At 72.9% G+C, this 22,277-nt stretch carries 20 protein-coding genes; 9 read left to right on the top strand and 11 right to left on the bottom strand.

Annotated elements, in window-relative coordinates; translation table 11 throughout:
* Positions 1-12 precede the first annotated feature (12 nt).
* Complete coding sequence (locus JQN84_RS29195) at positions 13-738, top strand: response regulator transcription factor (RefSeq protein WP_204961883.1); 726 nt, start codon at positions 13-15, stop codon at positions 736-738.
* Here JQN84_RS29195 and JQN84_RS29190 read toward each other — a convergent pair.
* The 4 genes from JQN84_RS29190 to JQN84_RS29175 all read right to left on the bottom strand — a co-directional run bounded on the left by JQN84_RS29190 (position 657) and on the right by JQN84_RS29175 (position 4,935).
* On the bottom strand, positions 657-1,532 hold the full coding sequence (locus JQN84_RS29190) for a polyphosphate polymerase domain-containing protein (protein ID WP_281902128.1): 876 nt from the start codon (positions 1,530-1,532) through the stop codon (positions 657-659). The genes JQN84_RS29195 and JQN84_RS29190 overlap by 82 nt on opposite strands.
* Positions 1,529-2,122: a DUF4956 domain-containing protein gene (locus JQN84_RS29185; protein ID WP_204961808.1), complete on the bottom strand. Its 594-nt coding sequence runs from the start codon at positions 2,120-2,122 to the stop codon at positions 1,529-1,531. Before JQN84_RS29185 ends, JQN84_RS29190 begins: the two co-directional genes overlap by 4 nt.
* 163 nt (positions 2,123-2,285) lie before the next feature.
* Positions 2,286-3,677, bottom strand: a complete 1,392-nt coding sequence (locus JQN84_RS29180) for a carbohydrate-binding domain-containing protein (RefSeq protein ID WP_204961807.1) — start codon at positions 3,675-3,677, stop codon at positions 2,286-2,288.
* Between the two features lie 277 nt (positions 3,678-3,954).
* Complete coding sequence (locus JQN84_RS29175; RefSeq protein WP_204961806.1) at positions 3,955-4,935, bottom strand: NAD(P)-dependent alcohol dehydrogenase; 981 nt, start codon at positions 4,933-4,935, stop codon at positions 3,955-3,957.
* Positions 4,936-5,049: 114 nt separating this feature from the next.
* Here JQN84_RS29175 and JQN84_RS29170 point away from each other — a divergent pair, with 114 nt between their 5' ends.
* Both JQN84_RS29170 and rph read left to right on the top strand, forming a co-directional pair.
* Entirely contained in the window at positions 5,050-5,757 is a 708-nt protein-coding gene (locus tag JQN84_RS29170; RefSeq protein WP_204961805.1) for a TetR/AcrR family transcriptional regulator, read from the top strand.
* A 361-nt stretch (positions 5,758-6,118) separates the two neighbouring features.
* On the top strand, positions 6,119-8,782 hold the full coding sequence (gene rph, locus JQN84_RS29165) for a rifamycin-inactivating phosphotransferase (protein WP_204961804.1): 2,664 nt from the start codon (positions 6,119-6,121) through the stop codon (positions 8,780-8,782).
* 56 nt (positions 8,783-8,838) lie between these two features.
* Here rph and JQN84_RS29160 read toward each other — a convergent pair whose 3' ends face one another.
* The 4 genes from JQN84_RS29160 to JQN84_RS29145 all read right to left on the bottom strand — a co-directional run bounded on the left by JQN84_RS29160 (position 8,839) and on the right by JQN84_RS29145 (position 13,929).
* Positions 8,839-9,024 carry a ferredoxin gene (locus tag JQN84_RS29160; protein WP_204961803.1) on the bottom strand — a complete coding sequence of 62 codons (186 nt, stop codon included), beginning with the start codon at positions 9,022-9,024 and terminating at the stop codon, positions 8,839-8,841.
* Between the two features lie 41 nt (positions 9,025-9,065).
* A complete protein-coding gene (locus tag JQN84_RS29155; protein ID WP_204961802.1) occupies positions 9,066-10,292 on the bottom strand; it encodes a cytochrome P450 in 1,227 nt (408 codons plus the stop codon).
* Positions 10,293-10,456: 164 nt separating this feature from the next.
* Positions 10,457-11,317, bottom strand: a complete 861-nt coding sequence (locus JQN84_RS29150; protein ID WP_204961801.1) for a hypothetical protein — start codon at positions 11,315-11,317, stop codon at positions 10,457-10,459.
* Between the two features lie 107 nt (positions 11,318-11,424).
* Positions 11,425-13,929: a S8 family peptidase gene (locus JQN84_RS29145; protein WP_204961800.1), complete on the bottom strand. Its 2,505-nt coding sequence runs from the start codon at positions 13,927-13,929 to the stop codon at positions 11,425-11,427.
* Between the two features lie 129 nt (positions 13,930-14,058).
* Between JQN84_RS29145 and JQN84_RS29140 the strand changes: the two genes are divergently transcribed.
* The gene (locus JQN84_RS29140; RefSeq protein WP_204961799.1) at positions 14,059-15,855 is read left to right on the top strand and encodes a sigma-70 family RNA polymerase sigma factor; all 1,797 of its coding nucleotides are present in this window, start codon (positions 14,059-14,061) and stop codon (positions 15,853-15,855) included.
* A 10-nt stretch (positions 15,856-15,865) separates the two neighbouring features.
* Here JQN84_RS29140 and JQN84_RS29135 read toward each other — a convergent pair whose 3' ends face one another.
* Complete coding sequence (locus JQN84_RS29135) at positions 15,866-16,438, bottom strand: TetR/AcrR family transcriptional regulator (protein ID WP_204961798.1); 573 nt, start codon at positions 16,436-16,438, stop codon at positions 15,866-15,868.
* A gap of 105 nt (positions 16,439-16,543) precedes the next feature.
* On the opposite strand from JQN84_RS29135, the gene JQN84_RS29130 reads away from it, so the two are divergent.
* From JQN84_RS29130 to JQN84_RS29120, 3 genes are read left to right on the top strand one after another with little or no spacing between them, the layout of a single operon-like run.
* Positions 16,544-17,473, top strand: a complete 930-nt coding sequence (locus tag JQN84_RS29130; protein ID WP_204961797.1) for an oxidoreductase — start codon at positions 16,544-16,546, stop codon at positions 17,471-17,473.
* Positions 17,474-17,520: 47 nt separating this feature from the next.
* Complete coding sequence (locus tag JQN84_RS29125; RefSeq protein WP_204961796.1) at positions 17,521-17,883, top strand: metalloregulator ArsR/SmtB family transcription factor; 363 nt, start codon at positions 17,521-17,523, stop codon at positions 17,881-17,883.
* Positions 17,880-18,383 (top strand): SRPBCC family protein, encoded by a 504-nt coding sequence (locus JQN84_RS29120; RefSeq protein ID WP_204961795.1) that lies wholly within the window; start codon positions 17,880-17,882, stop codon positions 18,381-18,383. The genes JQN84_RS29125 and JQN84_RS29120 overlap by 4 nt, the downstream gene beginning before the upstream one ends.
* Positions 18,384-18,428: 45 nt before the next feature.
* Here the strand turns inward: JQN84_RS29120 and argS are convergent, their stop codons facing one another.
* Positions 18,429-20,147 (bottom strand): arginine--tRNA ligase, encoded by a 1,719-nt coding sequence (argS, locus tag JQN84_RS29115; protein WP_204961794.1) that lies wholly within the window; start codon positions 20,145-20,147, stop codon positions 18,429-18,431.
* A 454-nt stretch (positions 20,148-20,601) separates the two neighbouring features.
* On the bottom strand, positions 20,602-21,036 hold the full coding sequence (locus tag JQN84_RS29110; RefSeq protein WP_204961793.1) for a PRC-barrel domain-containing protein: 435 nt from the start codon (positions 21,034-21,036) through the stop codon (positions 20,602-20,604).
* Positions 21,037-21,325: 289 nt separating this feature from the next.
* Here JQN84_RS29110 and JQN84_RS29105 point away from each other — a divergent pair, with 289 nt between their 5' ends.
* Together JQN84_RS29105 and JQN84_RS29100 are read left to right on the top strand one after the other, a co-directional pair.
* Positions 21,326-21,619 (top strand): SCO4848 family membrane protein, encoded by a 294-nt coding sequence (locus JQN84_RS29105; protein WP_204961792.1) that lies wholly within the window; start codon positions 21,326-21,328, stop codon positions 21,617-21,619.
* A 431-nt stretch (positions 21,620-22,050) separates the two neighbouring features.
* On the top strand, positions 22,051-22,277 hold a 227-nt coding region (locus tag JQN84_RS29100; RefSeq protein ID WP_204961791.1), incomplete at its 3' end, for a hypothetical protein.

Here is a 22,277-nt window from a genome sequence, read left to right as displayed (position 1 = left end):
GTGATCTCCCCGATGCCCCGGGTGCTCGTCGTGGACGACGATCCCGCGCTCCGGGTCCTGCTCTCGGCGACGTTCGGGATGCACGACTTCGAGGTGCGGGTGGCCGCCGGTGGCTGGGAGGCGCTGGTCGTGGCGTCTGACTTCGACCCGCATCTGGTGGTGCTCGACGTGGTGCTGCCGGACGTGGACGGCATCCAGGTGGCCCGGAGCCTGCGCGCCGGTCCCGGTCCGGGGGTGCCGGTGCTGTTCCTCTCCGCCCGCGACGAGGTGGCCGACCGTATCGCCGGGCTGGCCGCCGGGGCCGACGACTACGTCACCAAGCCGTTCAGCCTGGAGGAACTGGTGCTGCGGGTGCGGGCGGTCCTGCGGCGGTGCCGGGCCGACCGGGAGGTGCGCGACGGCGGGCTGCTGCGCTTCGCCGACCTGGAGCTGGACGAGGAGGCCCACGAGGTGCGCTGGGGTGGGCACCCGGTGCCGCTGTCGCCCACCGAGTTCAACCTGCTGCGGTTCCTGCTGGTCAACGCGGACCGGGTGGTCAGCAAGGCGCAGATCCTCGACGGGGTGTGGCACTACCGCTTCGGCGGCGACGGCCGGATCGTCGAGTCGTACGTCCACTGCCTGCGCAGGAAGATCGACCGCTGGGGTCCGCCGCTGATTCACACCGTCCGGGGCGTCGGGTACGCGTTACGGCTGCCACCGGGGTCATCGGTGCGGTCCCCTCCGACGCCTACCGGTTGAGGCGTCCCCCGTGCCGCCCCGACGGGGGACCCGGCGTGGAAGTGCCGGCGCAGGGTGCGCCGCCAGCGCCCGGCGGGCAGGTCGGGGTCGAGCGCGGCCAGCCCGGTCGCGTACTTGGAGATGGCCACCGGGCGGTGCCCCTGCCGCCAGAGCAGCCGGTCGACGTGGGAGGCGGTGGAGCCGGTCTTGGTTTCGATGATGGCCAGGTCGGGCAGCGCCAGCCGACGGCCGCGCCGGTCCTCCCAGCGCAGCCCGACGTCGATGGTCGCCCGGCTGGCGGTCGCCGGCAGGTAGAGCGTGCTGCGCAGGTAGCTGGTGGTGAGGGTCGGCGCGAAATGCAGGGCGGGGTCGGTGCGCAGCGCCGTGAGCACCTCGTCGACGAACGACCGGCCGGGGGCGAGGGTGCCGCTGTCGTCGGGGCGGTAGGGCAGCCGCTGCTTGACCGTGCCACCCCGGGTGCCCTCCGTCTTCACCTCCAGCCAGCACAGACCGGAGTCGAGGTAGGTCCGGGTCCTGATCTTGAAGCGGCGGCGGCGTCGACGCGCGGTGAGCCGGAAGCTGACCAGGTCGGCGGTGTCGAAATAGATCGACTCGTAGCGGAAGGCGCGCCTGCCGTCGATCTCCAGCACCTGGTCGGTGTGGTCGAGCCGGGCGAGCAGGTGCGGCAGCTCGGCGAGCGGCAGGAGGTACTTGCGGTCGAACCGGGTCTGTAGCGCGGCGCGCTCGGTCAGGTCCGTGAGCCCGATCGGCGTGAGCCGGGCCAGCGCCCCGGTGGCCGGGTCGACGGCGGTCACCGTACGGCACCCGCGTCGACCGGCCGTCGCCCGCCGGTGGCGGTGACCCTGGGCCGCGAGTAGCGGACGTCCACCACGGTGGTGTCGTTGACCAGGTCGACCCGCTCGACGTTGACGTTGTGCACCCGCGCGCCGAGCAGCTGCTCCAGGTGCGCGGTGAGGGCGACCGAGTCGGTGACCGCGCTGTCCAGCACGATGATGTGCCGCCGGTACCGGCGCAGCAGCCGGGGATGGTCCCCGACGAACATCACGGCGAGGATCAGTGCCGTCAGCGCGCCGACCATCCAGACCGAGGTGCCGGAGAGCGGGCCGAGGATGCCCAGCGCGAGCGCCGAGAAGTAGTACGCCACCTCGTGCTGGTCGAGTTCCGTGGAGCGCAGCCGAATGATCGACAGCACTCCGAACAACCCCAGCCCGAGGCCGGCGCCGACGGTGCTGCTGCTCAGTGAGCTGGCCACGGCGAAGACGCCGACGTTGACGCCGAGGTAGGCCACCACCAGGTCCCGCCGTCGGTGGCGCGGGAAGTACAGCGCGAAGACCAGCAGGACCACGGCGACCAGGTCCATTCCGGCCAGGACCAAGCGGGACATGTTTGCTCCTTGGGGTGTCCGCCGGCCGTTTCCCACATACGGCGTCCGGCGGTGGGGCATCGGATCTGGCAGTGGTGCACCGGCGGGGCCGACGGCGGACGCCGTCGGCCCCGCCGGGTTGCGGTTCGGGCCCGGTCAGGCCCGAACCGCGGGGCCCGGGGGCTCAGAACCGCCCGTACTGGCCGGCGGTGACACCGGTCAGCACCCGGGTGGCCCCGGTGATGCTGCCGCCGGTGTAGAGACCGCCGATGTTGGTGCCGGTCACGCTGCCGCCGGTGTAGATGTCGTACCGCTGGCCGTTGGTGATCCGGTTGGACGACAGGACGATCTCCCGCACGGTGGCCGAGGTCCGGTACGAGCCCAACACCGTGCTGCCGGACACCACGTGCACGATGGTGTTGGCGGCCAGGTTGGCGTTGAACCGGGGGGCCACCCAGCCCTGGCCGGTGTTCGGCACCGCCCGGAACACGGCCAGCGAGGTCAGCGCGGCGCCCACCACCGTGCCGCCGGTGAAGGAGATCGGGCCGTCGGCGTCGATCGCGCCCTCGCCGCCGCCCCGGGTGCTGGAGCCCCGGGCCACCACGGTGCCCCCGGCGAAGGTGAGCGACCCGTTGGAGTCGAAGCCGTCCGTGCCACCGGTGGCCACCACCGTGCCGCCGGTGACCTTGATGAACGCGATCGCGGACGGCTCCATGTGGCCGAGGCCCTCCTCGGCGGCGTTGACCGCGTCGTCGCTGGCCACGACGGTGATGTTGCCGCCACTGATGGTGGTCCGGAGCCCTTCCAGCGCCTCGTAGGACCGGGTGACGTTGATGGTGCCGCCGGAGATGTTCAGGTCGTTCTCACCCTTGATGGCGTCGTCGGCGACCGAGGCCGTGATCGTGCCGTTGGTGATGGTGAGCACGCCCTTGCCGGCCTCGGTGTCGTTGGACTTGAGCCCGTCGCCGCCGGACGAGGTCACGGCGATCGTGCCGCCGTTGACGGTGAGCGAGTCCTTGCCCCGGATCGCGTCGTCGACCGCGTTGACGGTGATGGTGCCGGACTGGATGACCAGGTCGTCCTTGCTGACGATGCCGTCGGCGTGGTTGGCGCGTACGGTCAGCGCGCCGGTGCCGCCGATGGTCAGGTCGGCGGCGCTGAACAGGGCGGCGTCCGGCTCGCCGGTGTTGGTGTACGTCGTCGCGTCGGTGAGGTTGTTGCTGGTGCCGGCGGCCAGCGTGAGGGTGACCGCGCTGGCGTTCGTCACGTACAGCGGCGAGGAGGTGGAGTTGGTGATCGAGGCGCCGGCGAGGATGAGTTCCACGGTGCCGGTGACGGCGGTGTCGACCTTGACGTAGCCGTTGTTCAGGGTGCCCCTGATCTCGTAGGAGCCGGGCGCGGTGATGGTGACGGCGCTGCCGGCCACGGTGACGTTGCTGCCGGTGACGCTCGCGCTGGAGCCGTTGAGGGTGATCGTGGCGGTCGCGGCGGCGACGGCGGCGACGGCGAGCGGGCCGGCCAGCAGGGTGGCGGTGAGGCCGGCCAGGACGGCGGTACGGCGTGCGGTGGCTGTCATGGGGGGTCCTGTTCCTCGGTGTGGGCGGAGGGGTGCGCTGGGCCCGGGCGCGGTGCGGACGCCTCGACGGCCGGCCGTCGGCAAGGTGAACGGCGGATGAACGAGGCTTGGCATTGACGATGCTAAATGAAGTACGCCGCGTGTCGACAGGGCTGGAGCGGGAAATCGAAGCGCTTTCACGATTGTCAGCTGATTGACAGGTGACATTGACGAAACTCTGAGCCGGGCGCACTTGACCGGGGAATCGGGGACCGGGCCGGATCGACCGCGGCGGCGGTCAGAGGGTGACGACCACCTTCGCGCGGGCGTGTTCACCTTCGAGGTAGGCGATGGCGCGGGGCACCTCAGCCAACGGATAGGTCCGGTCGATCAGCGGCGTGAGCTGGCCGGCCTCGGCGTACGCGCGCAGCGCGTCGAGGTGTTCCCGGCCGGGGGTCGCCGTGAGGACGACGATGCGCTGCCGGACGAAGGGGGCCAGTAGCCGCCCCCGGGCCAGGAGCCGGACCGGCCCGAGCAGGCTGCCGCCCCGGTATACGCCGCCGCCGGAGAGCACCAGCGTCCCGGTCGGGGTCAGGGCCCGCCGCAGCGCGCCGAGCGAACGGTTGCCGACCAGGTCGAACACCACGTCGTACCGGCCGCCCCGGGTGAAGTCCGCGCGGGTGTAGTCGATCACGTGGGTGCAGCCGAGGGAGCGCACCAGCTCGACGTTGCGGGTGCTGCACACCCCGGTCACCGTCGCGCCGAGCACCCTGGCGAGCTGGATGGCCAGGGTGCCGACCCCGCCGGAGGCGCCGTTGACCAGCACCCGCTGGCCGGGCCCGACCCGGGCCGCGTCGCGTAGCCCCTGTAGCGCGGTGACCCCGGCCAGCGGCAGGGCTGCCGCCTGCGGCGCGGTCAGGTTCGCCGGCCTCGGCGCGACCAGGGTGGCGGGCGCGCACACGTACTCGGCGAACGCGCCGTCGGTGTCGCCGAGGTCGGCGAAGACGGCGTCGCCCGGGCGGAGGTCCCGCACGTCGACGCCGACCGCCTCGACCCGGCCGGCGACGTCCCGTCCCCGGATCCGGGCCCGGGGCCGGGTCGGGCCCAGGGTCAGTCGCGCCATCCGGGGGTCGCCCCGCATCACGTGCCAGTCGTACGCGTTGAGCGCGGCGGCCTCGACCCGGACGAGCACCTCGTCGGCGGCGGGCACCGGCACGTCGACCTCGGCGAGGGTCAACGTCTCCGGCGGCCCGTACCGGTCCTGCACGATCGCCCGCATGGCTCCTCCTCAAATGTGTACGGCGTACACCTACTGTGTCTCCACGGTAGGTGTACGCCGTACACCTGTCAATGCGGTTATGGTTTCCCTCGCCGACCGAGGACGGGAACCGAGATGGCCGAGCAGGCTGAGACGCTGCGCCGGACGCCGCTGAACAGGGACCGCATCCTGCGCGCCGCCGTCACGCTGGCCGACGGGGCCGGGATCGAGTCGCTCAGCATGCGCAACCTCGCTCAGGAGTTGGGCGTCGTGCCGATGGCCCTCTACAAGCACGTGGCCAACAAGGACGAACTGCTCGACGGCATGATCGACGTGGTGGTCGGCGAGATCGAGCCGCTCACCCCGGGCGTCGGCTGGCAGCCCGCGATCCGTCGGCGGGTCCTCTCGGCCCGGCAGGTGCTGCGCCGGCACCCCTGGGCCTCGCTGGCCATCGAGTCGCGGAGCACGGCGACGCCGGCCGTCCTCGGTTACCTCGACTCGATGATCGGGGCGCTGCGGGCCGGCGGGCTCTCCGCCGACCTCACCCACCACGTCATGCACGCCATGGGCAGCCGCATCCTCGGCTTCAGCCAGGAGTTGTTCGACGCCTCCCGGCAGGCCGGCCGGACCGGCCCGACCGTCCCGACACCCCCCGCGCCCCTGCCGCCGGAGGTCGCGGCCCGGTTCCCGCACGTCGCGGAGATCGCCACCGCCGCCGCGCACGACACCGGCACCGTCGTCGGGGCGGGCTGCGACGACCAGTTCGAGTTCGAGTTCGCGCTGGACCTGCTGCTGGATGGCATCGAACGGCTGCGCGCGCAGGGCTGGACGTCGACGCACTGATCCGCTGAGGTCGGCGCGGGCCGGTCACCGGCGTGTCGCGTCGCATCACGCCCCGGCCCCGATATCGACAGGCGACCTGGTGGAAACGTTTTCGCCTGGCGCGTTCACCATTCTCGCGCGCCCACCATTTCCTGCTCTCCCAACATATAGCGCACGGGGGGACTTGCCGCAAGACCCGGGTCACCCCGCAGAATCGTCAGCCGTGGTCGCCACCAGCGGAAATGCATCACCACGGTGCGCCGGCGACCTCATCACCAGCGGAAGGCGAAATGATGTCCACGTACCCGACGACGTATTCGGGGCCGCTGAATCGCCCGACCGCCGTCCCGCGGCCGGGCCCGACCGTCCCGGGGTCCGTCCGATGAGCGGGCGGTACGTGCGGGGGCTGCGCGAGGTCGACCCGACGCAGCGGAAACTGGTCGGCGGCAAGGGCGCCAACCTCGGTGGGCTGACCCGGCTCGACGGGGTCCGGGTGCCGGCGGGCTTCTGCGTGACGACGGACGCCTTCCGGCGGGTCACCGCGCTGGCACCGGGACTCGACGGGCAACTCGACCGACTGGCCCGGCTGGCGCCCACCGACCGGGCGGCGATCGGCGTCCTCAGCGCGCAGCTCCGCCGGACCATCGAGGGCGTCACCGTGCCCGACGACGTCGCGACGGAGGTCACCCGTGCCCTCGAAGCGCTCGGCGAGCCCGGCGGGTACGCCGTGCGGTCCAGCGCGACGGCGGAGGACCTGCCGACCGCCTCGTTCGCAGGACAGCAGGACAGCTACCTCAACGTGGTCGGCCCGGCCGCGGTCCTGCGGCAGATCAGCCGGTGCTGGGGCTCGCTGTTCACCGCGCGGGCCGTCACCTACCGCCAGCGCAACGGCATCGACCACCGGCGGGTCGCGATGGCGGTGGTCGTCCAGCGGATGGTCCCCGCCGGGGCGGCGGGCGTCCTGTTCACCGCCGATCCCGTCACCGGCAACCGGCGGGTCTCCTTCGTGGAGGCCGGGTTCGGCCTCGGCGAGGCCCTGGTCTCCGGGCTGGTCGACGCGGACGTGTTCCGGGTCCGCGGCGACCGGGTCGTCGCCCGGACGATCGCTGCCAAACGTCACGCCCTGCGGACCACGACGACCGGCGGGACGCGGGTGGTGGCGATCGACCCGCAGCGGCAGGACCAGCCGGCGCTGACCGACCCGCAGGTCGTCCGGCTGGCACGGCTGGGTCGGCGGATCGAGGCGCACTTCGGTCAGCCGCAGGACGTGGAGTGGTGCCTGGTCGACGACGACTTCCAGATCGTCCAGACCCGACCGGTCACCACGCTGTTCCCCGTCCCGGTGGCCGACGACACCGACAACCACGTCTACGTCTCCGTGGGCCACCAGCAGATGATGACCGACCCGATGAAGCCCCTCGGGTACTCGATGTACCAGCTGATCGCGGCCCGGCCCATGTACGAGGCCGCCGGCCGGTTGTTCGCCGACGTGACGCCCGAGCTGGCGTCGCCGACCGGCCGGGTCGGCCTGCTGGCCGCCCTGGGCAGATCCGACCCGCTGATCGGGGACGCGTTGCGGACCGTCGTCGAGCGCGGCGACTTCGTCCGGGAGGTGCCGGACGAGAAGCCCGCCGCCCCGCCGGCCGCGCCGGCGGCACCGTCCGTCGAGACCGATCCCGCGCTGGTCACCGAGCTGATCACCCGGATCGACGACGCCAACGCCGCCCTGCGCCGCGAGATCCGGACGAAGTCCGGGCCGGCGCTGCTGGATTTCATCCGGACCGACTTCCCCCGGCTGACCCGGATGATGATCGACCCGAGGAGCATCCCGGTCATCCTGGCCGGGATGGAGGCGGTCTGGTGGCTCAACGAGCACCTGCAGGAGTGGCTCGGTGAGCGCAACGCCGCCGACCCGCTCACCCAGTCCGTCCCGCACAACGTCACCTCGGAGATGGGGCTGGCCCTGCTGGACGTCGCGGACGCGATCCGGCCGTACCCGAAGGTCGTGGCCTTCCTGAGCCGGGTGGCCGACGACGGCAGCCGGGTGGCCGACGACGGCGGGCCCGGCCGGGAGCACGACGGCCCCGGTGGGCCGGACGACCTGTTGGCCGGGCTGGACCAGCTCGCCGGTGGCCGGGAGGCCCGGGTGGCCATCGGGTCCTGGCTCGACCGATACGGCATGCGGGGGGTCGGTGAGATCGACATCACCCGGCCCCGCTGGCGGGAACGCCCCGCCATGCTGGTGCCGCTGATCCTGGGCAACGTCAGGAACTTCGCGCCGGGAGCCGGCGGGCGGCACTTCGAGCAGGGCCTGCGGACGGCGTGGGACAAGGAGCGGGAGGTGCTGGAGCGGCTGCGGGCCCTGCCCGACGGCGGCGCGGACAAGGCGGACCGGACCAAACGGATGATCGACCGGGCCCGGACGTTCGTCGGCTACCGGGAGTACCCGAAGTTCGGCATGGTCACCCGCACCTTCGCGTACAAGCAGGCGCTGCTGGCCGAGGCCGACCGCCTGGTGGCCGACGGTGTGCTGCGGGACCGGGAGGATATCTGGTACCTCACGTTCCCCGAACTCGACGAGGTCGTCCGCACCCGCCGGGTCGACGACGGGCTCATCCGCCGACGGATGGCGGAGCATCTGTCGTACCGGGCGCTCACCCCGCCCCGGGTGCTCACCTCGGAGGGCGAGATAGTCGCCGGGACGTACCGCCGTGACGACGTGCCGGTCGGCGCGCTGGTCGGGCTGGCGGTCTCCGCCGGGACCGTCGAGGGTCGGGCGCGCGTCGTCCGGGACGTGGCACGGGCCGATCTCGAACCGGGGGACATCCTCGTCACCACGTACACCGATCCCAGTTGGACGCCGCTGTTCGTCACCGTCGCCGGGCTGGTGACCGAGGTCGGTGGCCTGATGACGCACGGCGCGGTGGTCGCCCGGGAGTACGGCCTGCCGGCCGTCGTCGGGGTGGTGGACGCCACCCGGCTGATCCCGGACGGGCAGCGGATCCGGGTGCACGGCACCGACGGGTACGTCGAACTACTGCCCTGAGCGCCGCAGCCCGGTGGGCGTCGGACGGGGTGCACCCCGTCCGACGCCCACCGGGGTCAGTCGATCCGGATCGCGCCGGCCGGGCAGAGTTCGACGGCCCGACGGACGCGGTCGAGCAGCGCGGCCCCCGGCGTAGGGTCGCGCAGCAGCACCAGCCCGTCGGTGTCGTCCTGGTCGAAGACCTCGGGGGCGGTCAGCACGCAGTTGCCGGCCCCGCAGCAGCGGTCCCGGTCGACGGCCACCCGGGACGTGGTCCCCCCGACCGCCTGCCGTCCGCCCGGCGTCACCAGGTCACCGGGAGGGCGTCGAGGCCGAACACGACCGAGTTGTCCCGGGTGCTCAGCTCCTGCGGGTCGACGGCCACCCGCAGGTCGGGGAAGCGGCGGCCCAGTTCCACCAGCGCGATGCGCAGTTCGGCGCGGGCTAGGGGCTGCCCGATGCACTGGTGCATCCCGAACCCGAAGGCCAGGTGCTGGTGGGCCTCCCGGTACGGGTCGAACCCCTCGGGGTCGTCGAAGACCCCGGGATCCCGGTTGGCCAGGGAGAGCAGGGCGATGGCGCCCTCACCGGCGCGGATCAGCCGGCCGCCGATCTCGACGTCCTCGGTGGCCACCCGGAACAGCCCGGTACGGACGATGCTGAGGTAGCGCAGCAACTCGTCGACCAGCCCCGGGACGACGTCGGGCCGGTCGCGCAGGATCGCCCACTGTTCCCGGTGGCGGGTCAGCAGCAGGACGCTCAGCCCGAGCATGTTGGCGGTGGTCTCGTGACCGGCGATGAGCAGCAGCAGGGCCATCCCGCCGAGTTCGTCGACGCCGAGTTCACCCGGCTCGACGCGTTCCCGGATCAGCCGGCTGAGCAGGTCGTCCGCCTCGTCGGGGTGGGCCTGCTTGGCGTCGATCAGTGACCGGAGGTAGTCCCGCAGTTCCTGGGCGGCGTGCTGGATCTGCTCGATGGGTGCCTGCCGGTCGAGCAGCAGCCGGCTGCGGGACTGGAAGAAGTCGTGGTCGGCGTAGGGGACGCCGAGCAGGTGACAGATCACCTTGGACGGCAGGGGCAGGGCGAACGTCGACACCAGGTCGGCCGGGGAACCGGCGGCGGCCAGGTCGGCCAGGGCCTCGGCGACGGTCTGGTGGATCAGCGGCTCGATCCGGCGGACATTTTTGATCATGAACTCGGCGGTGAGCATCCGGCGCAGCCGCAGGTGCGCCTCACCGTCCAACCGGATGAACGCCCCCTGGGCGTCCGCCGTGACCTCGGGCGGCAGCGGGCGGAGCAGGGGGAAGCCTGGGCGGAGCAGATCGGAGCTGAACGCCTGGTGGCGCAGCAGCTGCCGTACCTCGGTGTGCCGGGTGACCAGCCAGGCGGTGGCGCCGGTGGGCAGCTGCACCCGGGTCACCGCCCGGTCGGCGAGGGGCTGCCGTTCGGCGTCGTCGATCAGGGCGAACGGGCTGCGGGCCGGGTTGACCGGCGGCCAGTGGGGCAGTTCGGTTTCCGTGATCTGTGTCATGCGGACACTCCTGCCATGACTGTGAGTAGTCGTATCGATTCGTGACGTTACCGATCGACGGAGGTCGACACAACCCCGAAGCCCACCCCGGGTGAACGGCCAGGCGGCCCGCACCGACGGATCGGCGCGGGCCGCGGGTGGCCGTCGTCCGACGGCCCGACCGGTCAGTTCGCGCAGACCGCGTACGCGCGTACCTTCCAGTTGCCGCTGAAGCCGTTCTCGTCCTCGGCGGCGCGGACGGTCGCCGTGGTCAACGAGGTGGGCCGCATCTCGGTCAGCCTCACCTGGCCCTCGCCACCGACGATCTCACCGCCGACCCCGTGCAGGCTCTTCCCGGCCGGGCAGGTGGCAGTGACCGCGCGGCTGGCCGTGGAGTTGTCGGCACTGTCCACGATCACCCGCTGCTCGCCGGGGAGCGGGTCGACACAGATCACCGAGACGTCCACCGACCAGTTGCCCGCGAAGGCGTTGCCGGCCTCGACCCCCGCCACCGTCACGCTGCTCTGACCGATCCGCAGGTCCTCCAGGAGCACGTCACTCGCTCCCGAGCCGACGGCTGCGCCACCGCCGCCGATCGCCCGCTTGCCCACCGGGCAGAACAACTCCAGGAACTTCGGGTTGACCGAATTGACCGCCGAGTGGCCGGTCACCACCTCCAGGCCCGACGGCGTCGGGGCGCAGATCGCGCTCGCGGTGAGCGACCAGTTCCCGGCGACACCGTTCGGGTCCTCCCGGCCGGTCACCGAGTAGAGCCCGGCGTCGGCCAGCGGCTGCACGATGTCCATGCCCACCTGGCCGAGACCCGACCCGCTGATCGCCCCGCCACCACCGATGACGGTGGTGCCGGTCGGGCAGACCGCGTTCTGCGACTTGGCGACGCTGTTGTTCGGCCCGACAGTGGTCCGGATCGACAGGCCGGGCACCGCCGCCACCGGCCCGCTGAGCGCGACCTGACCGAGCACGACCGTGCTCAGCAGCGCGCCGCCCAGGGCGACCGTCCGACGCGTCCACGTTTGTCCACGCATGATGTGCTCTCCTTGAGTGCGTACGGTCCGGGAACCGGCAGGTCCCCGGTCAGGGTCGGATCGGGGGCGGGAGCCGGGTGGTGCCCGCCCCCGCCGGTACGGATCGGTCAGCCGACGAGGTGCCGGATGCGGACCGGCACGGAATCCGTGCCGACCAGTCCCGTCGCGTCGAACACCTCCAGCCACACCGACCAGGTGGTGGTGTCGGTCCCGCTGGTCAGCTGGGCCAGCGCCCCGGTGAACGAGGCACAGTCCTTCGGCGAGCCCTTGTCGTCGACCGGCTCGCCGGTGGGCACCCCGCCGCCCTGGCACAGCACCTGCTTGACGCCGCCGTCGCCGTACGCGGTCCACCGGAAGCGGGTCCCCGCGACCGTGCCGTCCTCGGCGTCGGTGCCGGTCCCGGCGAACGCGACGGACTTCGGCCCGGCCTCGACCGTGGTCAGGTCCAGCGCGGTGGCCGGCTTGGTGATCGTGGCCGTCGGCCGGGACTGCCCGGCCGGGGCCGCGGTGACCGAGAAGGCGCGCTGCACGCTGGACCCGGCCGTCGCGAACGTCACCGTGTACGCCCCGGGCGTGACCGCGTTCGCCGGCAGCACCGCCTGGTGGCCGGTCTTCTCCAGGACCACCGTGTCGCCCCGGCGCACCGTCCAGGTCACCTGGGCGTCGGGGACCGGCCCGAACTCGTCCGGGTCGTTCGAGGTGCCGAGCAGCCCGACCGGCTGCCCCGCGACGAGGGTCAGCCCCGCCGGCGGCGAGACGATGGCCACCTTCGTCGGGCTGTCCACCACCGTGACGGTCACCGATGCCGAACCCGTACGCCCCAGACTGTCGGTGGCGCTGGCGGTGACCACGTGGGTGCCGGCGGACAGCGACGGCACGAACGTCTGCGACCCGGTCGCCAGCTCACCGTCGATGCTGCTGGTCCAGCTGAGCGGGATCTCCTTGCCCAGGAAGTCGGTCGCGGTGCCCCACAGGTCGACCGACTGGCCCACCGCGAACTTCTGCTTGGTCTTCGGGGTGCTGATGCTCACCGCCGGCTTGCCGACCGTCACGCCCAACGCCTCGGCGACGGCGGACAGCGCGTCGACCCGGCGCTGGCTGCCTGTCACCTTGGCACCCAGCCCACCGACGTGCGCGGTGTCGTTGAGGATCTGCCGGACCTGCTCGGAGGTGAGCGTCGGGTCGGCGGCCATCACCAGGGCGGCCACCCCGCCCACGAACGGTGAGGCGAAACTGGTGCCGCAGGTGGTCTTCGTGGTGTTGACGGCCGGCGTGCCCGGGTCGGTCAGGCCCGGCACACACATCGGACCGTAGATCTCCACCGACGTGGTGAGGTCCTTGGTGCCCCAGTTCGACCCGCCGGCCACGGTCGCGTCCTGGTTCATTCCACCCACGCACATCACGTGGGTGCTCTCGCAGGGCACCCAGAGGGTGTCGCCGTCGACGTTGGTGCCGTTGTTGCCGGCGGCGGCGACGATCAGCGCCCCGGTGTCCCGGACGTGCTTCATCCGCCTGTCGGTCCAGGTGCGGGCGTGGCTGACACCGAGGTCGACGTCCCGGGTGAAGCTGAGGTTGACCACGTCCGGGTGGGTCGACTCGGCGGCCTTCTCCAGCCGCCGCAGGACCGTCCAGTAGTCGATGCCGTTGCGGACGGCGACCAGCTCCTGCACCACCGGCCCGGCCGGACCGGCGGTGCCGTAGTCGTTGTCGACCCGGCCCATCCCGGCGAGCACCACGCTGGTGGCGTGCCACGGGCAGGGCGTTCCGCCGGTGCAGTCGTTGGTGTTGGTCTCGCCCCACTCCGCCTTGTGGAGAGACACCTTGCTCGGGAAATCGGAGTTGAACTGGAACCCGCCGTCCTGCACCAGGTACTTCACCTGCTTGGTCAGCCGGCCCTTGCTGTCCAGCAGCTGCCAGGCCGGCGCGACCCCGACGTCCAGCGCGCCACCGGCCCGCATGAACGACCAGTCGAAGACGTTCTTGCCGATGTCCGGCGCCTCGAAGACCTGCCCGTCGGCGATGCCTGACGGTTCCACCAGCCAGTCGAGGACCAGCTCGGTGCCCGTACGCCACTCGGCGGCGGCCAGCGCGAGCAGCCGCAGCGCCCGCTCGTCGCCGACCCGGTAGCCGCCGGCCTGACGCGGCTCGGCGGCGAGCAGGTCGGTGACCAGCCCGGCCGGGTCGGCCTTGTCGACGTCCACCCGGACCAGGTGGTCCTGCCCCTGCTCGTCGGGGGCGAACGAGTCGAGCACCTGGCCACCCCAGCGGGCCAGGAAGGCGTCCAGTTCGGCCTGGTCGGCGGTCCGCACCATCACCTCGTCGAGGACCAGGCCGGCGGGCGAGCCGTCCGGTCCGGCCACCACGCCGACCTCCCGGTCGGTGCCGGTCCGACCGACCGGGTCGAGCTGCACCCGGGGCGGGGTCAGGCCCGGGTCGACCCGGAAGGCCAGTGGCCCGGCGTCGGCGGCGGACCGCCCGGCCGGGCCGTCCGGTGTGGCGGCGGCGTCGGCGTCGGTGGTGGCGACGAACCCGGCGGCGAGCGCCGCCACCACTACGGTGGTCAGGTACCGGCGGACGTGGGTCCGGTGGGTTGTGGAGCGTGTCGTTGTCATGGGTGTCTCCCGGTGTCGGCGCTGCGATGACACCGGTAGGAGCGCGCCGGGGTCGGCATGCCAACAGAAAGTTCCCGGGGAATTTTTTCTTCGCTGTACTGGACCGGTCGACGAGCGGTGGGAGCACTGATGAACGTGATGGCGCAGGACGACCGGGCGCTCGTCGAAGCGCTCCGGCGCGGTGACCGGATCGGCCTGGAGGGCATCTACCGGCGCTACGCCGACCGGCTCTACACCTACGCCCGGACGATGCTGCACGAGCCGGAGGCCGCCGCGGACGCCGTGCACGACGCGTTCCTCACCGCCGGCCAGCGCATCGACCAGCTGCGTGACCCGGACCGGCTGCGTTCCTGGCTGTACGCGATCGTGCGCAGCGAATGCCTGCGGCAGTTGCGGGAACGGTCCCGGTCCGCGCCGCTTTCCGAGGCGGCCGAGCCGGCGGCCGACACCGGTGACCCGGCCGCCGCCGTCAACGCCGACCAGGTACGCGCCCTGGTGCACCTGGCGGTCGACGCGCTCAACCCCGGCGACCGCGAGGTGGTGCACCTGGCGATCCGCCACGACCTTTCCTCGGCCGACATCGGTACGGCGCTGGGGGTGCCCGCGAACCACGCGCACGCCCGGCTGTCCCGGGCCCGCTCACAGCTCGAACGGGCGCTCGGCACGTTGCTCGTCGCCCGCAGTGGGGCGCGGGACTGCCCGGTCCTGGCCGAGCTGCTCGGCGACTGGCAGGGCCGGCTCACCCCGGTCCTACGCAAGCGGCTCGCCCGGCACATCGACGACTGCGCACGGTGCGGGCTCCTCCGGCGTGAACAGTGCAATCCGGCGGCGCTGCTGACCGCGTACACCGCGCCGGGGTTCCTGGTGGTGGCCGAGACGGTGTGGTCGCGGCTGGCCGAGGCGGGTTCCACCGCCGTGCAGGCCACCGCCGGGCTGCCGGCCGGCACCGGTCCGGCCGCCACCGACCCGCCCGGGCCCACCGCCGGCAGCGACGCCACCGCAGCCCACCGCCCTGCCGGGCCGGACTCTCCGACCGGTCCCGGTCCCGCCGATCCGTCGTCCCCCACCGATCCGTCCTCACCGGCTGATCCCTTGTCGCCCGATGGTCCGTCGTCGCCCGATGGTCCGACGCGCCCGGCCGATCCGATGCCGACGGCCGATCCGGCTTCGACGGCCGGGTCGTCCGTCGTCGCCGGTCGGTCGGATGCCGCCGGGCGGGCCGGGTCGGCCCCGGCCGGCATCGCGGCGGCCCCGGCCGGCGCGACGGCGACGTCCACCGCGACCCGGGACCGCGACCGGCGGCGTCGGCGGCGGATGGCCGTGACCGCCGGGCTGTTGCTGCTCCTGGTGGTGGCCGGCACCTGGGCGGTGTCGGCGGCCGGGCGGGACGCCGAGCAGGTGTCGGTGACGTCAGGCGTCCCCACCGGTGCGGCGGCGGTCACGCCGTCCGTCGTCGCCACCGCGGCGCCCTCGGCCCGGACGACCCCGGGGCCCGACACGAGCGGTGCCGGTGACCCGTCCGCGCCCGGCGGTGCACCGACCGGCACCACGACAGGTGCCGTCCCGGGCCCGACGCCGGCACCCTCCCGGCCGCCGGCCGCTCCCCGCCCGACGACGGGTGCGCAGCTCGCCGCGCCCTTCACGGTGTCGGCGAACGCGCACGTCCGCTGCGGCCCGGACACCTACACCCTGGTCGTCCGGGCCACCGGCAGCGGTGCGCTGGTCGACGCACAGGTGCGGTACACCCCCGCCGGGGGCGCCCCGACGAGCCGGGCGATGACGGTGGACGGATCGTCCGCCCGGGTGACCGTGGGTCAGCTCCGGGCGTCCGCCGTGACCTGGACGGTACGGGTGACCGCCGTCGACGGCCGGACCGCGCAGAGCCCGTCGTCCACGGTGGCCGACCCGTGCGTGCGGCCGGGCTAGGCGGGCGGGGTCACCCCTGGTCGGGTACGCGGACGCCGGCGAGCAGCACGGCCAGGTACAGCTCGACCCGGTCCGCCGGCGCGTCGGCGATCCGGGCGGCGAACGCGGTTCCGCAGACCAGGTGTTGCAGGTCGTCCAGGGTCAGGTCGGGGCGTAGCTGACCGGCCCGGACCGCCCGCTCCCGCACGGTCGCGGCCAGCGCGGCCAACTCCGCCCGGCGGGTCGTGGTCGGCGCGGTGGCGTCCTCGTCCGGGCTGGTCGAGAGCACCTCGGCGAGGGTCGGCTCGGTGAGCTGGCCGACTAGGAGGCTGCGGGTGAGCCGTCGCAGTCCCGCCCACGGTTCGTCCTCGCGGCTCGCCGTCCGGGCCTGGTCGAGCAGGGTGGCGAAGGCGTCGGCGGCGAGCGCCTCCAGCAGGGCGCGCCGGGTAGGGAAGTGCCGGTAGACGGTGCCGACTCCGACGCCGGCCCGCCGGGCGATGTCGTTGAGCTGCAACGACAGGTCGCCCTCCGTCACCAGCGCACGGGCGGTGGCCAGCACCCGGTCGCGGTTGCGCGCGGCGTCCGCGCGCAGGGTCGTGGTCACCACACCAGCCTAACGCAGCGGATCACCCATCCGATCGGATTGACAATCCGTTTAATCCCGGCTTGAATCGGATGGGTAATCCACTTCTCCGTCGGAAGGCATGCCATGGACCGCGCACCCGGTTGGACCGCCGCCGATCTCACCGACCAGTCCGGCCGGACCTTCGTGGTCACCGGCGCCAGCAGCGGCCTCGGCGCGGCGATCACCCGCCACCTGGCCGCCCGGGGCGGTCGGGTGGTGATGGCCGTCCGGGACACCGCCAAGGGCGCCCGGGTCCGGGCCGAACTTCTCGACGCCCACCCCCGGGCCGATCTCGTCGTCCGCCGCCTGGACCTGCTCGACCTCGATTCCGTCCACGCCTTCGTCGACGGTCTCGACCGCGACGTCGACACGGTGGACGCCCTGGTCAACAACGCCGGCATCGGCACCGTCCCCCGGCGGTTGAGCCCGCAGGGGGTGGAGAGCCAGTTCGCCACCAACCACCTCGGGCACTTCGCCCTCACCGTCCGGCTGTTGCCCACGCTGACCGCCGGTCGGCAGCCGGTCGTGGTCACCGTCTCCTCCGGCCTCTACCGGCTCGGCCGGCTCGACCTGAGCGACCTGGCCGCCGAACGCCGCTACTCCGCCGCCGGCGCCTACGCCACCTCGAAGCTCGCCAACGTGTTGTTCGGGCTGGAACTCGACCGCCGGCTACGGGCCATCGCCTCGCCGGTACGCAGCCTGCTCACCCACCCCGGGATGACCAGGACCGACCTCTCCCGGGACCTGCCACCGCTCGTCCGCCGGATCGAGACCGTGCTCGCGCGCCCGCTGCGCCGTCCTCTCGACGAGGCCGCCGCGCCCATGCTCTTCGCCGCCACCGACCCGAGCGCGCCCACCGGCCGGCACATCGGTCCCGGCCGGCGCTTCCGCCGCGCCGAGCCCACCTTCGCGCCGTTGCGCGGCGTCGCCACCGACCGGCGGCTCGCCGCCGACCTGTGGGCCCGCTCCGAAGAGATCACCGGGGTGCGCCTGACCCCCACCCCGCTGCGCTGAACGGGGCCGCCCGGGTGAAAGCGTAACCCATAGGTTACGCTTCCCCGGTGGACGAGGTGGCGGCGGCGATATCCGATCCGGTCCGTCGGCACATCCTCGAGCTGCTGCGCGACGGCGACCTCCCCGCCGGGGAGATCGCCGACCGGTTCCCGATCAGCAGGCCGGCGGTCAGCCGCCACCTGCGGGTGCTGCGGGAGAGCGGCCTGGTCCGCAGCGAGCTGGTCGGCCGGCAACGGCGCTACCGGCTCGACGCCGACCGGTTCACCGAGCTCGCCGAGTGGCTCGCCCGGTTCCGCCGCCCACGCGGCTGGGCCCAGCACCTCGACGCGCTCGAAACGGAGGTCCACCGCACCCGCCGGGAGCGTCGCACGCGCGACACGGCGGACCGAGCCAGAGGAGAAACCGCGTGACCGGTACCCCCACCGGCCGGCTGGCGCGTACCGCCACCGGCACCGACCTGGTGCTGGTACGCACCTTCCGCGCCCCCGTCGCGGACGTCTGGGCGAGCGTCACCGAACCCGAGCGCACCGCCCGCTGGTTCGGCCCCTGGGAGGGCGACGCCGGCCCCGGCCGGACGATCCGGTTGCAGATGGTGTTCGAGGACGAAGCCCCCTGGACCGAGCTGCGGATCGACACCTGCGAGCCGCCCCGGCACCTGGCCGTGTCGGCGGCCGACGGGTCGGGCGGCTGGCGGATCGAGCTGCTGCTCACCGAGACGGCCGGCCGCACCGAGCTGCGGTTCACCCACCACCTCGACAGCGAGGAGCACGTCGGCGAGATCGGCCCCGGCTGGGAGTACTACCTCGACCTGCTGGTGGCCGCCGGGACGGACGCCCCGAAGGCCGGGTTCGACGACTACTACCCGGCGATGAAGCCGTACTACGAGGGGCTACGCGGTCCGACCGGCTGAGCCCGTCGGGGCCGCGTCCGGTCGCCCGGCGCGGCCCCGCCGTGCTCACATCCGGTCAAGCGTGCGGATGCCGAGCAGGGCCAGTCCCTGCCGCAGGGTCCGTCCCGTCAGGTCGGTCAGCAGCAGCCGGCTCGCCCGCAGCTCGCCGTCCGCCCGCAGCACCGGACACCGCTCGTAGAACGTGCTGAACCGGGTGGCCAGCCGGTGCAGGTAGCCGGCGAGGTGGTGGAACTGCGCCGTCCGGGCCACCTCGTGCACGACGCCGGCGAACCCGAGCAGCTCGAACGCCAACGCCCGCTCGGCCGGGGTGCCGAGCACCACCCCGGTCGCCGGCCCCGGCACCGCGCCGGCCCGCCGCAGCACCGACCGGGTCCGGGTGTACGCGTACTGGAGGTAGGGGGCGGTGTTGCCGTCCAGGGCGAGCATCCGCTCCCAGTCGAGCACGTAGTCACGGGTCCGGTCGGTGGCCAGGTCGGCGTACTTGACCGCGCCGATGCCGACGGCCCGGCCGATCTCGGCCGCCGCCGCCTCGTCCAGGTCCGGGTTGCGGGTGCGGGCCAGCGCGGTGGCCCGGGTGACCGCCTCCGTCAGCAGGTCGACCAGCTTCACCGAGCCGCCGGCCCGGCTGCGCAGCATCCGCCCGTCCGGGCCGAGGACGGAGCCGAAGCCCAGGTGCTCGGCGCGGACCGGTGGACGCAGCCAACCCGCCTGTCCGGCCACCGCGAACACCATCGCGAAGTGCTGCCGCTGCGGCAGGCCCACCACGTAGAGCAGCCGGGTCGCGCCCAGCTCGTCGACGCGCGACCGCAGCGCCGCCAGGTCCGTCGCCGGATACCCGTACCCACCGTCGCCCTTACGCACGATCAACGGCAGCCCGACGCCGTCGCGTCCGACGAATCCGGGCGGGAAGACGCAGGCGGCCCGGGCGCTGTCGGTCAGCAACCCGAGCCGGTCGAGGTCGGTCACCACCGCGCCGAGCCGGTCGTTGTACGCGCTCTCGCCCCGGAAGTCCGCCCCGGTCAGGGTGACGTCGAGCAGCTCGTACACGGTCAGGAAGTACCGCTGGGACTGCCCGACCAGCAACCGCCACAGCCGGCGGGTCTCCGGGTCGCCGGCCTGCAACGCGACCACCCGTTGCCGGGCGCGTTCCCGAAACGCCGGGTCGGCGTCGAACTTCGACCGGGCCGCCCGGTAGAACCCGTCCAGGTCGCCGATGGACAGCTCCTGCGCCGCCTCCGCCTCACCCAGGTCCGCAAGGTGTGCGATCAGCATCCCGAACGGGGTGCCCCAGTCGCCCAGGTGGTTGACCCGGACGACCCGGTGCCCGAGCCAGTCCAGCACCCGGACGGCCGCGTCGCCGATGACCGTCGAGCGCAGGTGTCCGACGTGCATCTCCTTCGCCACGTTCGGCCCCGAGTAGTCGACCACCACGGTCTCCGGGTCGCCGGTCACCGGCACCCCGAGCCGTTCGTCGCCGGCGAGCGCGGCGACCATCCCGGCCAGCGCCCCGTCGGCGAGGGTCAGGTTGACGAAGCCGGGGCCGGAGATCTCCGCCACCGCGCAGACGTCGTCGAGGTCCGCGCGGTCCAGCACCGCCCGGGCGATCTCGCGCGGCGGCCGGCAGAGCCGCCGGGCCAGCGCCAGCGCCGCGTCGGACTGGAAGTCCGCCCGCGGCGAGCGCCGCACGGCGGGCGCGACCGGTTCGCCGGCCACGGCGGCGAACGCGGGCGTCAGCCGGTCGGTGAGCAACCTTTCAAGATCCATCGGTACGCCAATCTGCTCGGATCCGTCAGCCAGGCGGATCCCCGGACGGGGGAGCCTGCGGACGGACCGAGGACAGCGGAAAGGACCGGCGGCTCGATCCGCCGGTCGCAGGGAATGGGTCAGCGCGGGCGGGCGACGGATCGCCGGCGTCGCTCCGCACCGACCACGACGTCGTACGACGTCCGGGTGTGCTGAGCGGTCGCGCTGGTCATGCCGGCAGCCTACCGGACCGGCCGTGTGGCCGATCCGCCCTGCCGGCCGGGTCCGGTCCCCGGCGTGGCTGGTCCGCCCTGCGGGCCTGGTCGGCTCTGCTGGCCGTGCCTGGTTTCGCGACCTGGTCAGTCGCCCTGCCGACACCTCCCGCCCCGGCCCGGTCGGCCCTGCTGGGCGCGTCCGGTCGCGGCCTGGTCGGTCCGCCGTGAGTGCCCGCCGGGCGGACCGGGCTCCCCGGCGGTCAGCCCCGGCGGTAGCTCTGCGCGTAGTAGTCACCGACCTGGTCGCGGTAGTCCGGCCGGGCACCGTCCTCGGGATCGAAGGCCGGTGAGTCCTTGACCTGCTCCCGGCTCCGGTCGACGTGCACCACCCGGTCCCCGTGGTCCACCCGGGCGACCGTGCCGACCGGCAGCAGGACCTTCCGCCCGAAGATCCACGGCCCGGTGTCCACCACCAGCCAGCGGGCGCCCGCCTCCTCACTCGCCTCGTCGATCGCGCCGATCCGCCCGTCGGTCGCCTCCACCCGGTAGCCGGTCAGGTCGAGCGGTGTTCCCGGGCCGGGCGCGTCCGGCCCGTCGTGCGACTCCCGGTCGGGCCGCTCACCCGGCTCGGTGTGGTCGTATCCGCCGGCCAGCGCCGCCGGGTCACGCCATGCCCACGGGTCGAACGGCTGCATCCGGGTCACCTCCACGTCGTCGTCGACCCCTGCCAGGTGCCCCGACCCCCACCAGCGGAAACCCCGCCCGCCAGATCCGCCCGCCCATCGCCCGCCCGCCGCCCGCCCGTCGTTTGGCCGCCGTCCGCCCGCCGCCCGCCGCTGCTTGGCCGCGTTGATCAAGAGGTTTGCGTCACGGATGTTCCCGAGGATGACGCAAACCTCTTGATCAACGCGGTTCGGTGGCGGGGAGTGTGCGTCGGGGACGGGAGTGGGGTGAGGCGGTGGGGCGCTGGGATACTCGTCGACCATGGTGTTGTCGCGAGGTTGGTCGTTGTTCCTGGTCGGCGTCGGGGTGTGGACCTGGGTGATCTGGCCGAGGTTCGGGCTCGCCATCTGGAACGACACACGGGCCTGGACGGGGGACGCGGTCGGCGTGGGTGCTCCGACCGGATTCCTCTGGATCCACGCGGTACTCATCGCCGCCTCGTTGGCCATCGGCTCCACGGCCGGTGTGCTGGGCGTCCGGGGGTGGCGGGCGGCACCCCGCCTGTCCCGCAGGCGTCAGGCGGGCGGCGCGGAAGCCGATGACCAGCGGATTTGACGATCAAACCCGAGGCCGCGTAACTTTCTCTCTGCCAGCGCGGAACGGGCAAACGGGGTGAAAGCCCCGGGGCCAGATTCGATGTGTGGCACCGGGTCGCCGGGGGCACTGTCTCCGGGACGACGCGGTCCGGGTGGGGCTCGCCGAACGCCGCAGGGTGGATTTGGCCGGGCGGAACCGACCGGGTAAGGTTGTCGACCGGCAGAGCACCGGGCGAGCATGCGGGAGACCGCAGCGGCCGGTTCTGCCAAATCCGATGATCAATCGTAGCGCTGGCCGCTGCGTGCGCTCAGCGGAGCAAGGCCGTACGAAGCGTGACACACCGGGACACACCGGGACACACCGGTTGACACGGGGAAGACGGTGAGGTAACGTAGTAAAAGTGCCCAGCGCGAAAGCGCGGGGCGCAGTGAACAAAATGCCCCGGTCGGGTGGCTGCTGATGCGGCTGTCTGGTTGGTGTGTGGTTGTTCTTTGAGAACTCAACAGGGTGCTTGTAAAGCCAGTGCCAATTATGATTTATACCCCGCACTGGGCAGGCTTTCGGGTTTGTTTGGTGGGGATTCCTTTGGCAACATTTGTTTGTTGTCGGGATTGCTGTTCAACACAGTTTTTGTTGGAGAGTTTGATCCTGGCTCAGGACGAACGCTGGCGGCGTG

This window comes from Micromonospora humidisoli (assembly GCF_016900955.1).
GTDB classification, from domain to species: domain Bacteria; phylum Actinomycetota; class Actinomycetes; order Mycobacteriales; family Micromonosporaceae; genus Micromonospora; species Micromonospora wenchangensis.
Note: the sequence above shows the minus strand (reverse complement) of the source record. Positions and strands in the feature narration are given on the sequence as shown.

Excerpts from the sequence above, each read along its gene's own strand:
- JQN84_RS29195 (WP_204961883.1), top strand. The coding sequence starts at position 13 with ATGCCCCGGGTGCTCGTCGTGGACGACGATCCCGCGCTCCGGGTCCTG.
- JQN84_RS29185 (WP_204961808.1), bottom strand. The coding sequence starts at position 2,122 with ATGTCCCGCTTGGTCCTGGCCGGAATGGACCTGGTCGCCGTGGTCCTG.
- JQN84_RS29180 (WP_204961807.1), bottom strand. The coding sequence starts at position 3,677 with ATGACAGCCACCGCACGCCGTACCGCCGTCCTGGCCGGCCTCACCGCC.
- JQN84_RS29175 (WP_204961806.1), bottom strand. The coding sequence starts at position 4,935 with ATGCGGGCGATCGTGCAGGACCGGTACGGGCCGCCGGAGACGTTGACC.
- JQN84_RS29170 (WP_204961805.1), top strand. The coding sequence starts at position 5,050 with ATGGCCGAGCAGGCTGAGACGCTGCGCCGGACGCCGCTGAACAGGGAC.
- rph (WP_204961804.1), top strand. The coding sequence starts at position 6,119 with ATGAGCGGGCGGTACGTGCGGGGGCTGCGCGAGGTCGACCCGACGCAG.
- JQN84_RS29155 (WP_204961802.1), bottom strand. The coding sequence starts at position 10,292 with ATGACACAGATCACGGAAACCGAACTGCCCCACTGGCCGCCGGTCAAC.
- JQN84_RS29150 (WP_204961801.1), bottom strand. The coding sequence starts at position 11,317 with ATGCGTGGACAAACGTGGACGCGTCGGACGGTCGCCCTGGGCGGCGCG.
- JQN84_RS29145 (WP_204961800.1), bottom strand. The coding sequence starts at position 13,929 with ATGACAACGACACGCTCCACAACCCACCGGACCCACGTCCGCCGGTAC.
- JQN84_RS29140 (WP_204961799.1), top strand. The coding sequence starts at position 14,059 with ATGAACGTGATGGCGCAGGACGACCGGGCGCTCGTCGAAGCGCTCCGG.
- JQN84_RS29130 (WP_204961797.1), top strand. The coding sequence starts at position 16,544 with ATGGACCGCGCACCCGGTTGGACCGCCGCCGATCTCACCGACCAGTCC.
- argS (WP_204961794.1), bottom strand. The coding sequence starts at position 20,147 with ATGGATCTTGAAAGGTTGCTCACCGACCGGCTGACGCCCGCGTTCGCC.
- JQN84_RS29110 (WP_204961793.1), bottom strand. The coding sequence starts at position 21,036 with ATGCAGCCGTTCGACCCGTGGGCATGGCGTGACCCGGCGGCGCTGGCC.
- JQN84_RS29105 (WP_204961792.1), top strand. The coding sequence starts at position 21,326 with ATGGTGTTGTCGCGAGGTTGGTCGTTGTTCCTGGTCGGCGTCGGGGTG.